2 protein-coding genes are annotated in these 14,728 nt (G+C 74.5%); both read right to left on the bottom strand.

Annotated elements, in window-relative coordinates; genetic code table 11:
- Positions 1–91: 91 nt before the first annotated feature.
- Complete coding sequence (locus J2N69_RS34350) at positions 92–301, bottom strand: MbtH family protein (protein ID WP_127913135.1); 210 nt, start codon at positions 299–301, stop codon at positions 92–94.
- Positions 298–14,607, bottom strand: a complete 14,310-nt coding sequence (locus J2N69_RS34345) for a non-ribosomal peptide synthetase (protein ID WP_230904215.1) — start codon at positions 14,605–14,607, stop codon at positions 298–300. Before J2N69_RS34345 ends, J2N69_RS34350 begins: the two co-directional genes overlap by 4 nt.
- Between the last annotated feature and the right edge of the window lie 121 nt (positions 14,608–14,728).

The following is a 14,728-nucleotide window of genomic DNA, read 5'->3' as shown; positions in this document are numbered from 1 at the left end:
CGCGCCACCCCGCTCCGGCACGTACGAAAAGACCGCCGCCCCAGGAGAGGAGGAACTCTCCGGGGGCGGCGGTCAGTCGGCCGGTCGGCGGTCAGCCCTGCGCGGCGGCCAGGCTCGCGGGGCGCATGTCGGTCCAGTGGGCCTCCACATGGGCCAGGCAGGCCTCACGGGTGTCCTCGCCGAAGACGACCCGCCAGCCGGCGGGCACCTCCGCGAAGGACGGCCACAGCGAGTGCTGGTTCTCGTCGTTGACCAGGACCAGGAAGGTGCCCTGCGGGTCCTCGAACGGGTTGGTGCTCATGCGTTGTCACTCCTCATGGACGGTACGGTGAACAGCTCGGAGAGCGGCTGTTCGGGCTCGGCTGCCACGGTACGCAGCAGCGTCTGGAGTTCGTCGGCCAGCTGCCGCGCCTTGGCGGTGCCGAGCCGGTCGGTCGCGTGGATCAGCCCGCAGTGCACGGGGCCGTCGCCGCGGGGTTCGTAGAAGCTGAGGGTCAGGTCGGCCCGCGCCGTGCCGGTCGGCACGGCCTCCAGGGAGCCGATGCCGCCCTCCAGTTGCTCCAGGTCGGCCTGCTCATGGTGGATCACCATGACCTGCGGCCCCTCCGGAGGCAGCCCGGTCGCGCGGACGACCTCGTCGAACGGTACTTCCTGGCGGTCCAGGGCGCTCAGCGTGGTCTCGCGCACCCGGGTCAGCAGCTCCGCGAAGGTCGGGTCGCCCGCCGTGTCGGTGCGCAGGACGACCGTGTTGAGGAAGCAGCCCACCAAGTCGGCGAGTTGGTCGTCGGTGCGGCCCGCGACCATCGTGCCGATGGGCAGGTCGGTGCCCGCGCCATGGGCGGTGAGCAGGGCCGCCAGCGCCGAGTGCAGCACCATGAACATGCTGGTGCCGGTGGCGCGGGCGAGCCGGTCCACGGCCGCGTGCAGCTCCTCGTCGAGGACGAAACCGACGTGGCCGCCGGGCCGGCCGGTGCCGTCCGCGAGGGACGCGCGCGGGCCGTCCGCCGGGAGCGCCAGCTCCTTCGGTACGTCACCGAGCGCCTGGCGCCAGTACGCGAGCTGCTGCCCGCCCCTGCTGCCGGGGTCCGTGAGGTCGCCGAGGACCTCGCGGGCCCAGTCGGCGTAGTCGCCGTACGCGACCGGCAGCGGCTCCCACGCGGGCGCCCCGCCCTGCGTACGGGCCGCGTAGGCCGAGGTGAGGTCGCGGAAGAGCGGCACCACCGACCATTCGTCCACCGCGAGGTAGTGCATGGTCAGCAGCACGGCCTGGCGGCCGTCAGGACCGGTGAGGAGGTAGGCCCGAAGCGGGGCCTCCGCCTTCAGGTCGGGCTGCCCCGCGGCGAGTTCGGCCAGGCGGCCGTCCAGGTCCGCGCACCGCTCCACGGTCAGGGCGGGCGCCTCGGCAGGCCGCTGGAGCAGCGTGCCGTCGCGCTCGACGAACGCCGTGCGCAGCGGCTCGTGGCGGCTCACCACATCGGCGAGCGCCGCGCGCAGGGCGTCCGTGTCGAGGCCGCCCGGGGAACGGAGGACGAGCGCGTGGTCGAAGCCGGAGCCCCGGCGGTACGCCTCCCACTGGGGTCGCTGCACGGGCGCGGCCTCCCGCGGCCCGTCGTGGCCGTCGGCGCCGCTGTCGGCGCGGCGCAGGGCCGGGCGGGCGGCCGCGGCGCCGTCGAGCTTGCCGGCGATCCCGGCGACGGTCAGCGCGTCGAAGACGTCCCTGATGCTCAGCTCGGCGCCGAACTCGGCGCGGATGCGGCTCAGGAGCCGCATCGAGGCCATGGAGTGGCCGCCGAGCGCGAAGAAGTTGTCGTGCACGCCGACGCTTTCCAGCTTCAGGATCTCGCAGAACAGTTCCGCGAGCCGCGCCTGCGTCTCGGTGGCAGGTCGGGCCTCGCCGGTCATCGCGGACCAGTCCGGCGCGGGCAGCGCCTTGCGGTCCAGCTTGCCGTTGGGCGTCAACGGCAGCGGCCCGTCCAGCGGCACGACGATCGCGGGGACCATGTACTCGGGCAGCAGCCCGGCGACATGGGCGCGGACCTCCTGAGCGTCAAGTCCACGCTCCGGTACGGCGGCATCCTCCCGCTCCGGTACGACGTAACCGATGATGCGGACGATGTCGCCGTCCCGGTCGGGGACCACGGCGGCCTGGGCGACCGCGGGGTGCCCGGCGAGGGCGGCCTCGATCTCGCCCAGCTCGATGCGGAAGCCCCGCACCTTGACCTGGGTGTCGACCCGGCCGAGGAAGTCGAGGTTGCCGTCCGCCCACCAGCGGGCGCGGTCACCCGTGCGGTACATGCGGCTGCCGGGCGCGCCGAACGGGTCGGCGACGAACCGCTCCGACGTCAGGGCGGCCTTGCCGAGGTAGCCGCGGGCGAGGCCGCGCCCGGAGACGTACAGCTCGCCCACCACGCCCGGCGGGACCGGCCGCAGGTGCTCGTCGAGGACGTAGCAGCGCGTGTTGGGGTCGGGGCGGCCGATCGGTACCCGGCCGCCGGTCGGGCCGTTGTGCTCGCGGGCGGGCCACAGGGTGGAGTTGACCGTCGCCTCGGTGAGTCCGTACGCGCAGATCAGGTGGGCCGTCGTGCCGAACCGCTCGAAGAGGTCCGGCGGCACCGTCTCCGTGCCGACCAGGACGGTCGACCCTTCGGGCAGTTGGCAGCCGGGCGGCAGCGCGGAGACCAGGGACGGCGGCAGGATCATGTGGGTGATCCGCTGGTCGGCCAGGAAGTCGGTGAGCGCGGGGCCCGCGACGCGCGCCTCGTCGGTGATGAGGACGAGCCGCCCGCCGTGGCACAGGGCCATGGCCAGTTCGAAGACGAAGACGTCGAAGCCGATCGACGCGAACTGGAGCACCCGGCTGTCGTGCCGCAGCCCCATCCGGTCGACGGCGGTGGCGACGAGGCTGGAGATGCCCTCGTGCGGGACGACGACGCCCTTGGGGCGGCCGGTCGAGCCGGACGTGTAGATCACGTACGCGGCCTGGTCCAGGCCGGTCGGTCCGCCGTCGAGGGGTGCGTCGGAGAGGTCCGCCAGTTCGGCGGCCGTGTCCGGCTCGTCGAGCAGCACCACGGGGACGCCGGGCACGCCGGGGATCTTCCCCGCGACCGGTTCGGTGCCGACCACCAGGGCCGCCCCCGAGTCCTCGATCATGTACGTGAGGCGGTCGCCGGGGTGGACCAGGTCGAGCGGCAGGAACGCGGCGCCGAGCTTCAGCGCGGCGAGCACGGTGGCGACCATGTCCACCGAGCGGGGCACGGCCACGCCGACCACGCTCTCGGCGCCCACCCCGCGTGCGGCGAGGAGCCGGGCGACGCGGTTGGCGCGGGCGTCGAGCTGGGCGTAGCTGACCGACCGGGAGCGGTCCACGACGGCGAGCGCGTCGGGCCGCTCGGCGAGCCGCCGCGCGAACAGCGCGGGGAAGGTCTCCTCGTCGACCGCGCGGGGCGCGCCGTTGAACCCTTCGAGGACCAGCTGCCGTTCGTCGGCGGCGAGGATCTCCGCCTGCGACAGGGGCCGCTCGGGGGCGGAGACCAGCGCGGAGACGAGCCTGCGCAGGCGGTCGCCGATCCGCTCGGCGGTCCCCTGGTCGAACAGTTCGGTGGCGAACTCCAGGCGGCAGTTCAGCGCGTCGGCGCCACCGTCCGTCGAGGTGTGCTCGGTGAAGCTGAAGACCAGGTCGAACTTGGCCGAGCGGGTGCGGAACGGCACGTACTCCGGGCGCACGCCCGGCAGTTCCAGCGCGTCGCCGGTGCGGGCGTGGTAGCCGACCATCACCTGGAAGAGCGGGTTGCGGGAGAGCGAGCGCGTCGGGTTGAGCTTCTCGACGACCGCCTCGAAGGGCACGTCGGCGTGGGAGAACGCGGCCAGGTCGGTCTCCCGGACCCGGGCCAGGAGTTCGGTGAAGCTGGGGTCGCCGCTCACGTCGGTGCGCAGCACCAGTGTGTTGACGAAGAAGCCGACGAGTTCGTCGAGCGCCTCGTCGCCGCGTCCGGCGATGGGCGAGCCGAGGGGGATGTCCGTCCCGGCGCCCATGCGGTGGAGCAGGGCGGCCACGGCGGCGTGCACCACCATGAACATGCTGGCGCCGGTCTCGCGGGCGAGCCGCCGCAGCCCCTCGTGCAGCTCGGCGTCGAAGGCGATGTCCAGCTCGGCACCGGAGAACGCGGGGCGCGCGGGACGCGGCCGGTCGGTGGGCAGCTCCAGTTCCTCCGGGGCCCCGGCGAGCGTCGTGCGCCAGTACTCCAACTGCCGCGCGGCCAGGCTGCCTTCGTCCTCCGGGTCGCCGAGCAGCCGCTGCTGCCACAGCGCGTAGTCGGCGTACTGGACGGGCAGCGGCTCCCAGTCGGGGGCCGTGCCGGCGAGGCGGGCGGCGTAGGCGGTGGCCAGGTCGCGCAGGAACGGGCGGTCCGACCACTCGTCGGTGGTGATGTGGTGCAGCAGGAGCACGACGACGTGGTCCTCGGGCGCCAGCTCCACGATGGTGGCGCGCAGCGGCAGTTCGGCGGCGAGGTCGAACGGCCGGTTGACGGCCGCGTCGATGATGCCGGGCACCTCGTCCTCACCGGCACGCAGGCACTCCACCACGGGGCGCGCCTGCGCGGCGGGGAGCACGCGCTGGAACGTACGGCCGTCGGCGGCGGTGACGAAGACCGTGCGCAGCGCCTCGTGCCGCGCCGTCACGTCGGCGAGCGCGGTACGCCACGCCTCGGTGTCGAGGGCGCCGCGCAGCCGCATGACGAGCGGGAAGTTGTACGCGGCCGAGGTGCACTCGATCTGCTGGATGACCCACAGGCGCTGCTGGGCGTGGGAGAGCGGCAGTTCGTCGGGCCGCTCGCCCGCGGTGAGCGCCGGGCGTGCGGGGCCGTCGGCGTGCTGGACGCGCTCCCCCAGTTCGGCGACGGTGGGCGCCTCGAACAGGTCGCGGATCGCCAGCTCCGTGTCGAGCGCGGTGCGGGCCCGGCTGACGAGACGGGTGGCGAGCAGCGAGTGGCCGCCGAGTTCGAAGAAGTCGCTGTCGATGCCGACGCTCCCCTCGGGCAGCCCGAGCACCTCGGCGAAGAGCGCGCAGAGCGTCTCCTCCCGCGGTGTGCGGGGCGCGCGGCTCGGGCCGGTGGCGCCGAGGTCGGGGGCGGGCAGGGCCTTGACGTCGAGCTTGCCGTTGACGGTCAACGGCAGGGTGTCCACGGCGACGAGCGCGGAGGGCACCATGTAGTCCGGCAGGCCGGTCTTCAGGTGGTCGCGCAGCCGCTGGGTCAGCTCCTCGCCCCGGTCCGCGCCTTCCTCGGGCACGACGTAGCCGACGAGGCGCTTGGTCCCGGCGGTCTCGGTCACGACGACCGCGGCGTGCGCGATGTCCGGGTGCGCGGACAGGGCGGTGGAGATCTCGCCCAGTTCGACGCGGTAGCCGCGGATCTTGACCTGGTCGTCGGTGCGGCCGAGGAAGTCGAGCAGCCCGTCGGGGCGCTGCCGTACGAGGTCGCCGGTGCGGTACATGCGCTCGCCGGGCGCGCCGAACGGGTCGGCGACGAACCGCTCCGACGTCAGGCCGGCCCGGTCGTGGTAGCCGCGGGCCAGGCCGGTGCCGGCGATGTACAGCTCGCCGGGGCAGCCCGGCGGGACGGGGCGCAGCATCGTGTCGAGGACGTAGGCGCGGGTGTTGCGGATCGGCACGCCGACGGTGGAGGTCGCGCTGTCGGTGGTGGAGCCGCCGAGCGTGTTGATCGTGTACTCGGTGGGGCCGTACAGGTTGTAGCCGTAGGTGCCCTCGGTGCGGCGCAGCTTCGTCCACACCGTGTCGGGGACGGCCTCGCCGCCGAGCAGGACCAGCGCGGGCCGGTGCTTGCCGGCCGTCTCGTCCTGGTCGAGGAGGCCCTCTTCGATGAGGAGCTGGGCGTAGGTGGGCGTCACGTTGACGACGTCGACGCGGTGCGCGTCACAGTAGGCGACGAGCGCCTCGGCATCACGGCGCAGCTCCTCGTCGCAGACGTGCACCTCGTGGCCCTCGACGAGCCAGAGCAGCTCTTCCCAGGACATGTCGAAGGCGAAGGAGACGGTGTGCGCGATGCGCAGCCGCCGTCCGCCCGCCGAGGCGATGGCCGGGTCGAAGATCTCCTTCTGGTGGTTGAGCTGCATGTTCGTCAGCCCGCGGTAGGGGGTGACGACGCCCTTGGGGCGGCCCGTGGAGCCGGACGTGTAGATGACGTACGCGGGGTGCTCCAGGCGGCCCGGCACGCCGTGCGCGAAGGCGGGCCGCTCGGCGTCGGTGATCTCATCGCCGGGCAGGGCGGCCAGCTCGGCGGCCACGGTCTCGTCGTCCAGGAGCAGTTCGGGGGCGACGGGGCCCTCGGTGCCGCGCAGGGTCGGGGCGACGGCGGCCGTGGAGAGCAGGCACAGGGGCCCGGTGTCCTCGACCATCAGGCGCAGCCGGTCGGCGGGGTGGTCGAGGTCGAGCGGCAGGTACGCGGCTCCGGTGCGCAGGACGGCGAAGAGCGCGGCGACCATCTCGATGGAGCGCGGCAGCGCGAGCGCGACGACCTTCTCCGGTCCGGCGCCGCGGGCGAGCAGCAGCCGGGCGAGCCGGTTGATGTGCGCGTCGAGTTCGGCGTACGTGAGGGAGCGCTCGCCGAAGACGAGGGCGACCGCGTCGGGGGTGCGGGCGACCTGGGCGGCGAGCATGTCGGCGACGGTCTCGTCGGGCACCGGCTCGCGGCTGTCCGCCCAGTCGCGGGCCAGCGAGGTCCGCTCGGCGGGCAGCAGCAGGTCGACGCCGACGGTCCGGGCGGAGCCGGGGGTGCCGTTTTCGAGGGCTGCCGCCAGCCGGTCGAGCACGGCGGTGAAGCGGGTGAGGATCGTCTGCGCCTGGGCCGCGTCGAACAGGTCGGGCCGGGCCGCCAGGGTGACCCGGGTCCGGGCGCCGGGCGTGACGATCAGCGTGAGCGGGAAGTGCGTGCCGTCCACGTTGGTGACGCCGGTGATGCCGTGCCGTTGCCGCAGGGCCGCCGCGCGGTCCTCGCCGTCGGCCGAGCGCAGCACGAACAGGGTGTCGAAGAGCTTCCGGTGGCCGGTCTCCTGCTGGAGGGTGCCGAGGCCCACGTACTCGTACGGCATGACGGCGGCGCGCTCGGACTGCATGCGGCGCAGCAGGTCGAGCAGGGGCTCGTCCGGGGAGAAGGCGACGCGGGCGGGGACGGTGTTGAGGAACATGCCGATGATGCCGGCGACGTTCGGCACGTCGGCGGGCCGTCCGGAGACGGCGGTGCCGAAGGTGACGTCGGCGCGGCCGGTCATCGCGGAGAGCACCAGGCCCCAGGCGGCGTTGAGCACGGTGTTGAGGGTGAGCCCGTGGCGGCGGGCGAGGGCGCGCAGCTTCTCGCTCGTCTCCGGGGTCAGCAGGGCGTCGAAGTCCGCCGGGATGACCGGTCCGGCGTCGCGGCCCGAGGGCGCCAGCAGGGTCGGCTCGTCGAACCCGCTCAGGGCCGTGCGCCAGGCGTCGAGGGCGGCCGTGGTGTCCTGCTCGTCCAGCCAGGCCAGGTAGTCGCGGTACGAGCCGGGGGCGGGCAGGCCGGTGGCGTCGCCGGAGCGCTCGTACAGCGTGAAGAGTTCCTCCAGGAACAGCCACGCCGACCAGCCGTCCCAGACGATGAGGTGGTGCGTGACGACGAGCCGGTCCCGGCCGTCGCCGAGGCGGATCAGGAGCAGGCGGCACAGCGGGGCCGCGGACAGGTCGAAGCGCTGACGGCGGTCGGCCGCGAGCAACTCCTCGGTACGGGTGCGCTGTTCGTCGGCGGGCAGTGCGGAGAGGTCCACCTCGGTGAGCGGGATCTCGGCGCCGTCCACGATGAACTGGACGGGACTCGGCAGGCCGTCGCTGGTGAACCCGGCGCGCAGGCTGACGTTGCGCTCCAGGAGCGTGCGGCAGGCGGCGCGCAGCCGGTCGGCGTCGACGCGCCGGTCGAGGTCGAGGGTCTCCTGCGAGAGGTAGACGTCGAGCGCGTCGCCCGCGTCGTAGGTGGCATGGAAGTACATGCCTTCCTGAAGCGGGGAGAGCGGCCAGATGTCCGTGACCGGATGCCCGGCGACGGCTTCGACGCGGGCCTTCTCCTCGGGGGAGAGCTCAAGTCCGCCCAGCGGGCCCGGCGTTGGGGCCGGGGCCTGCTGGGGGGTGCCGGCGGCGGAGGTCAGCTGGTCGAGGAGCGCCCGCAGGGCGGGGTCGACGGCCGCGCCGGACTGGGCCTGCTGGGCCAGCATGGCCTGGAGCGCGGCGGCGGCCTGTCCGGCGTCGGTGGCGGAGACGGTGACGTTGTCGCTGGGCACGGGTGCCTCGGGGGTGGGGGCCGGGGCCGCTTCGGCGGCGGCGGTGGCGAGCGCGGCGGGAGTGCGGTGCTCGAAGACGTCGCGGGGGCTGAGCGTCAGCCCCTGCTCACGGGCGCGGGTGGCGACGGCGATGGAGGTGAGGCTGTCGCCGCCGAGGACGAAGAAGTCGTCGTCGGCGCCGATGCCCTCCAGGCCGAGTACGGCGGTGAAGATGTCGCACAGGGCGCGCTCGCGCTCGTCGCGGGGCGCGCGGCCACCGGCCCGCGCCGTCACGTCGGGTGCGGGCAGGGCGCTCTGGTCGAGCTTGCCGCTGGGCGTCAACGGCAGCTCGGCCAGGGCCAGCACGGCGCTCGGCACCATGGTCGCGGGCAGCGCGTCGGCGAGCGCGGCGTGCAGGGCGTCGGTGTCGGGGGCGGTGGTGCCGGGGGCCGGGACCACGTAGCCGACGAGGGCGCCGTCGCGGACGACCACGGCGGCGCGGGCGACGCCCGGCAGACCCGCCAGGGCCGCCTCGATCTCGCCGAGTTCGATGCGGTTGCCGCGGATCTTGACCTGGCGGTCGGTGCGGCCGAGGTACTCCACGGCGCCGTCGGCGCGGCGGCGCACCAGGTCACCGGTGCGGTACATGCGCTCACCGGGCTCGCCGAACGGATCGGCGACGAACCGCTCGGCGGTCAGTCCTGGCCGGTCGTGGTAGCCGCGCGCCAGCTGCACCCCGGCGAGGTACAGCTCGCCGGGCACGCCGTCCGGCACCGGCCGCAGGAAGGGGTCGAGGACGTGCAGCCGGGTGTTCCAGACGGGACGGCCGATGGGCACGGCGAGTTCGGCGGCGCCCTCGTAGGGGAAGTACGTCACGTCGACGGCGGCCTCGGTGGGCCCGTAGAGGTTGTGCAGCGGCACGGGTGCCTGGCCGGAGCGGGACGTCAGCTCGCTCCAGCGGCGGGCGTCGGCGCCGGTGAGCGCCTCGCCGCTGCAGAAGACGCGCCGCAGGCTGGCCGCCCAGTCACGCCGGTCGGCGGTGGCCTCCATGACCTGCGTGAACGCGGCCAGCATCGACGGCACGAAGTGCAGGGTCGTGATCCGCCGGGCCCGTATCAGGTCGGCGAGGTAGGCGGGGTCGCGGTGGCCCTCGGGGCGGGCGAGGACGACGGTGGCGCCCTCGATCAGGGCCCAGAAGAACTCCCACACCGACACGTCGAAGCTGGCGGGGGTCTTCTGGAGCACCCGGTCGTCGGCGGTGAGACCGTACTCCCCCTGCATCCAGGCGAGCCGGTTGACGATGGCGCGGTGGGTGACGGCGACGCCCTTGGGGCGGCCGGTGGAACCGGAGGTGTAGATGAGGTAGGCGGGGTGGTCGGGCTCCGCCTGCTGGGCCCGCGGCGCTTCTGCGCCACCAGCGCTCTGCTCCGCCTCGTCGACGACCAGGGGTTCCAGACCCGGTACGGCGGGCAGCCGGCCGGCCGCCTCCGCCGTGGTGACGACGGTGCGCGCGCCCGAGTCGCCGAGCATGAACGCCACGCGGTCCGCGGGGTAGTCCAGGTCGACGGGCAGGTAGGCGGCGCCCGCCTTGAGGACGCCGAGGAGGGCGACCATCAGCTCCGCCGAGCGGGGCACGGCGACCGCGACGTACCGCTCGGGACCGGCGCCGCGTGCCCGCAGCCGCCGGGCGAGGGCTTCGGCGCGCCCGTCCAGCTGCTCGTACGTGAGGGTGGTGTCCTCGAAGACGACGGCCGGGGCCTGCGGGGTGCGGGCGACCTGCGCGGCGAAGAGCGAGGCGAGCGTGGCGTCCGGGACCGGCCGCGCGGTGGCGTTCAGCTTGGCGAGCCGCTCGTGCTCCGGGCCGGAGAGCAGGCCGGTGCGGGCGACCGTGCGGCCGGGCTCGGCGACCAGGGTGCGCAGCAGCGCCGCGAACCGGCCCGCGAGCACGTCCACGGTGGCCCGGTCGAGGCGGCCCGCGTCGTGCTTGAACCGCAGCAGCAGGCTCTCCCCCGGCTCGACGACGAGCGCGAGGGGGTAGTGCACGGCGTCGTACACCTCGGCGGCCGTGATGCGCGGGGCGTCCGGCTCGCCGGCGGCGGACACGTCACCGGTCGGGTAGTTCTCGAAGACCACGAGCGTGTCGAAGAGTTCGCCGCCGCCCGCGGTCTTCTGGATGTCGGCGAGGCCGAGGTGCTGGTGGTCCAGGAGCGCCGAGTGCTCGTCCTGGACGCGCCGCAGCAGGTCGGTGAGGGACTCGTCGGGGCGCAGCTCCACGCGGGCGGGCACGGTGTTGATGAACAGGCCGACGGCGGAGTCCAGGCCCGTGACCTCGGTGGTGCGGCCGGACACGGTGGTGCCGAAGACGACGTCCCGCTTGCCGGTGAGAGCGCCGAGGAGCAGGCCCCAGGCGCCGTGGACGACGGTGCTGAGGGTGAGGCCGTGCGCGCGGGCGTAGGCCGTCAGTTCAGCGGTGAGGTCCGCGGGGAGGCGGGTGTCGACGTGCGCGGTCCTGGCCCGCCCGGTCGCGTCGTCGGCCGCAAGGCCGTCGGAGGTCACGAGGTCCGGCAGGCGGGTCGGCTCGTCGAGGCCCGCCAGGGCCTGGCGCCAGGCGTCGCGCGCCGCGTCCTGGTCCCGGGCCGCCAGCCACGCAAGGTACGCGTGCGGGGCGACCGGCTCGGGCAGCTCCTCGCCACGGTAGGCGGCGGTCAGTTCGCGCAGCAGGACGGAGACGGACCAGCCGTCGGCGACGATGTGGTGCAGGGTGAGCAGGAGCCGGTGGCGTGCGCCGTCCCGGATCAGGGTGGCGCGCAGCAGCGGCGGCCGAGCGAGGTCGAAGCCCTCGGCCCGGTCGGCTTCGAGCAGGTCGTCGAGGCCGGTACCGGCGAGGTCGGCCTCCCGCCACGGCAGCGTGACGTCGTCGGCGAGGCGCTGGACGACCTGGCCGCCGGGCAGCTGCCGGAACGCGGCGCGCAGCAGCGGGTGCCGGTCGACGAGCAGTTGCAGCGCCTGGCGCAGCCGGTCCGGGTCGACGGGTCCGGCCAGGTCGAGGAGTTTCTGGACGACGTAGAGGTCCTGGGCCCCGGCGTCGAACTCGGCGTGGAAGAAGAAGCCTTCCTGGAGCGGGGAGACGGGCAGGGCGTCGGCGTCCAGCTCGACCTCCGGCACCGACACGGCCGACACAGCCGGCGCAGCAGACACCGCTTCTCCGGCGCGGGCGAGCGCCGCCACCGTACGCAGCCGGAACACGTCCCGCGGGCTGATCCGCAGACCGGCCTCGCGGGCCCGGTTGACCAGCTGGACGGCGACGATGCTGTCGCCGCCCAGTTCGAAGAAGCTGTCGTGGACGCCGACCGACGGCAGCCCGAGCACGTCCGCGAAGAGCGCGGCGAGTGTCGTCTCGGCCTCGGTGGCGGGCGCGTCGGCGCCGCTCACGGCCGTCCAGTGGGGCTCGGGCAGGGCACGTCGGTCGAGCTTGCCGTTGGGCGTCAGCGGCAGCGGGCCGTCGAGGACGACGACGGCGGACGGCACCATGTAGTCCGGCAGGGCCTCGGCGACCCGGGCGCGGGCGGCGGTCACGGCGGCCTCGGTCTCGTCGGCCGTGCGGCCGTCACCGACGAGGTAGGCGACGAGCCGCTTGACGCCCCGGTGGTCGTCGCGGACGAGGACGGCCGCCTGCGCGATGCCGGGGCAGGCCATGAACGCGCTCTCGGTCTCGCCCGGTTCGATGCGGTGGCCGCGGATCTTGACCTGGCCGTCGGAGCGGCCGAGGAATTCGAGGTTGCCGTCGGCGGCCCAGCGGACCCGGTCGCCGGTGCGGTACATGCGGGTGCCGGGCTCGCCGTACGGGTCGGCGACGAAACGTTCCGACGTGAGCGCGGGGCGTCCCAGGTAGCCGCGGGCGAGGCCGCGGCCGGCGACGTACAGCTCGCCCTCGACGCCCACGGGGACGGGGCGCAGCGCCGCGTCGAGGACGTAGGCGCGGGTGTTGGGGTCGGGTTCGCCGATGGGGGTCGCGCCGGGGCGGTCGGGCTCGGCGCGCCACAGGGTGGAGTTGACGCTCGCCTCGGTGAGGCCGTAGGCGACGACGACCTGGACGCGCCCGGACCAGCGGGCGATGAGTTCGCTCGGCACCGCTTCGGTGCCGACCACCAGGACGGCGCCCTCGGGCAGTTCGCACTCCTGCGGCAGCGCGGAGACCAGCGACGGCGGCAGGATCATGTGGGTGGCGCGGTGCCGGGCGATGTAGTCGGTCAGGGCGGGGCCCGCGACGCGGCGCTCGGCGGGGACGAGGATGACGCGGCCGCCCACGCACAGCGACATGATGAGGTCCCACACCGTCACGTCGAAGCCGACGGAGGCGAACTGCACGACACGGCTCGTCGCGTCGATGCCGATGCGGTCGGTGGCCGTGGCGATGAGGCTGCCGACGCCGTCGTGGGGGACGACGACGCCCTTGGGGCGGCCGGTGGAGCCGGAGGTGTAGATGACGTACGCGGCCTGGTCGAGCGCGACCGGCACCCCGAGCGCGGTGCCGGGCAGGGCGGCGCGGGCCTCGGCGGTGGCGGGGTCGTCGAGCAGGACGGGGGTGACGTCCGGCGACTGCGGGAGCTGGCCCGCGAGTTCCCGCACGGTGAGCACGGTGCGCGCCCCGGCGTCGGAGAGCATGTAGGCGATGCGGTCCTGGGGGTGGTCCGCGTCCAGCGGCAGATAGGCCGCGCCGGCCTTCATCACCGCGAGCAGGGCCACCACGAGCTGCGGGGAGCGCGGCAGGGCGACGGCGACGACGTCCTCGGAGCCGACGCCTCGGGTCACCAGGAGGCGGGCGAGCCGGTTGGCCTCGGCGTCGAGTTCGGCGTACGTCAGCTCCTCGTCCTCGCAGACGAGCGCCACGGCGTCGGGTGCGCGGCGCACCTGTGCCTCGAAGGCGGCGGGCCAGGACAGGTCGGTGACCTCGCGCGGGGCGACGCCGAACTCTTCGAGCAGGCGGGCGCGTTCGTCGCTCGTGGTGAGTTCGAGGTGGCCGAGGGGGCGGTCGAGGTTGTCGGCGAAGGCGCGGAGCAGGGCGAGGAACCGGTGCTCGTGGGAGCGGAGCGTCTCCTCGTCGCAGACGTCGGCGTCCGCGTCCAGGTGGAGGTGGATGCCGCTGCCGTCGCCCGCCTCGCCGAAGCTGATGCCGAGGTCGCTGACCGGGCCGAGCCATACCGGCAGGAGTTCGGCCGCGTGGTCGGCGAAGCGCAGGTCGTCGCCGCGGGGCAGGATGTTGACGGTGGGGCCGACGAGTTCGGTCACGCCGTCGACGAGGCCGAGGTCCCTGGCCAGGTCCTCGGCGCGGTAGCGCCCGTGCGCGAGGGCGTCGGCGACGGCCTGGCGCACCTCGGCCACGAGGGCGGTGCCCGTCGTGCCGGGGCGGACGGCGACGCGCAGCGGGACGATGTTGGAGACCATGCCGGGGACGTCCGCCGAGACGGCGTCGCCGCGGGCGGCGATCGGCAGGCCGATGACGAGGTCCTGCTCGCCGGTGACGCGGTGCAGGTAGGCGGCGACGGACGCGATGAGGAGGCGGGACGTGCGCACGCCCGCGTCGCGGGCGGCGGTGTGCAGCGACGCGACGTCCGCCGCGGGCAGTTCGACGGTGCGCCGCAGGCGGCGCGCCATGAGCGAGGGGGCGCGCTCGACGAGACGTACGGGCTCGGGCCGGTCGGCCATCCGCGCGCGCCACCAGGCGCGGTCCTCGGCGTGCTGCTCGGAGGCGCGGTAGGCCTCGTCGGCGGCGACGAGACGGGCCGGGGCCCAGTCCTTGGGCGCCGGGGCCTGCTCGCCCAGGGTGTACAGCTCACCGGCGCGGCGGGTGACGAGGGCGACGCCCATGCCGTCGATGAGGATGTGGTGGTAGCGCTGGTACCACCAGACGCGGTCGTCCGCGAGGCGCAGCAGCGCCTGGGCGAAGAGCGGCCCGTGGGCGAGGTCGGCGGGCCGGTCGCGGTCGGCGGCGATCCACGCGGCGGCGGCGTCCTCGGGGGCGGCCGCGTCGCGCAGATCGACGACGGGCACGTCCACGGAGGCGGCCCGGGGGATCTGGCGGGCCCGGCCGTGCTCGCCGACGACGCTCACATGGAGGCACCCGGCCTCCTCGACGGCCTGCCGGACGGCGCCGCCGAGACGGTCGAGGTCGATGTCGCCGTGCAGGTCCAGGGCGAAGACGATGTTGTAGGCGGAGCTGTCCGGCTCGATCTGCTGGGCAAGCCAGATGCCGGATTGCCCGCCGGTCACGGGTATCCCGGAAGCGGATGTCCGGTCCGACTCGACATCAAACATCGTACGAAGTGGCCTTTCCCTGGTGGTACGTCGGTGAAGGTGGTCCCGCGCCCGTGGCGAGCCCGCGCGCGGAGCGAGAAGGGGCCAGGAGCCGCGTCGTCGACGGCGCGCCGTCCGGCGC

Origin of the sequence: Streptomyces huasconensis (genome assembly GCF_021028635.1) — a bacterium.
GTDB classification, from domain to species: domain Bacteria; phylum Actinomycetota; class Actinomycetes; order Streptomycetales; family Streptomycetaceae; genus Streptomyces; species Streptomyces huasconensis.
The sequence above is the reverse complement of the archived record's forward strand: the minus strand, read 5'-3'. Positions and strand labels throughout refer to the sequence as shown.

Excerpts from the sequence above, each read along its gene's own strand:
- J2N69_RS34350 (WP_127913135.1), bottom strand. The coding sequence starts at position 301 with ATGAGCACCAACCCGTTCGAGGACCCGCAGGGCACCTTCCTGGTCCTG.
- J2N69_RS34345 (WP_230904215.1), bottom strand. The coding sequence starts at position 14,607 with ATGTTTGATGTCGAGTCGGACCGGACATCCGCTTCCGGGATACCCGTG.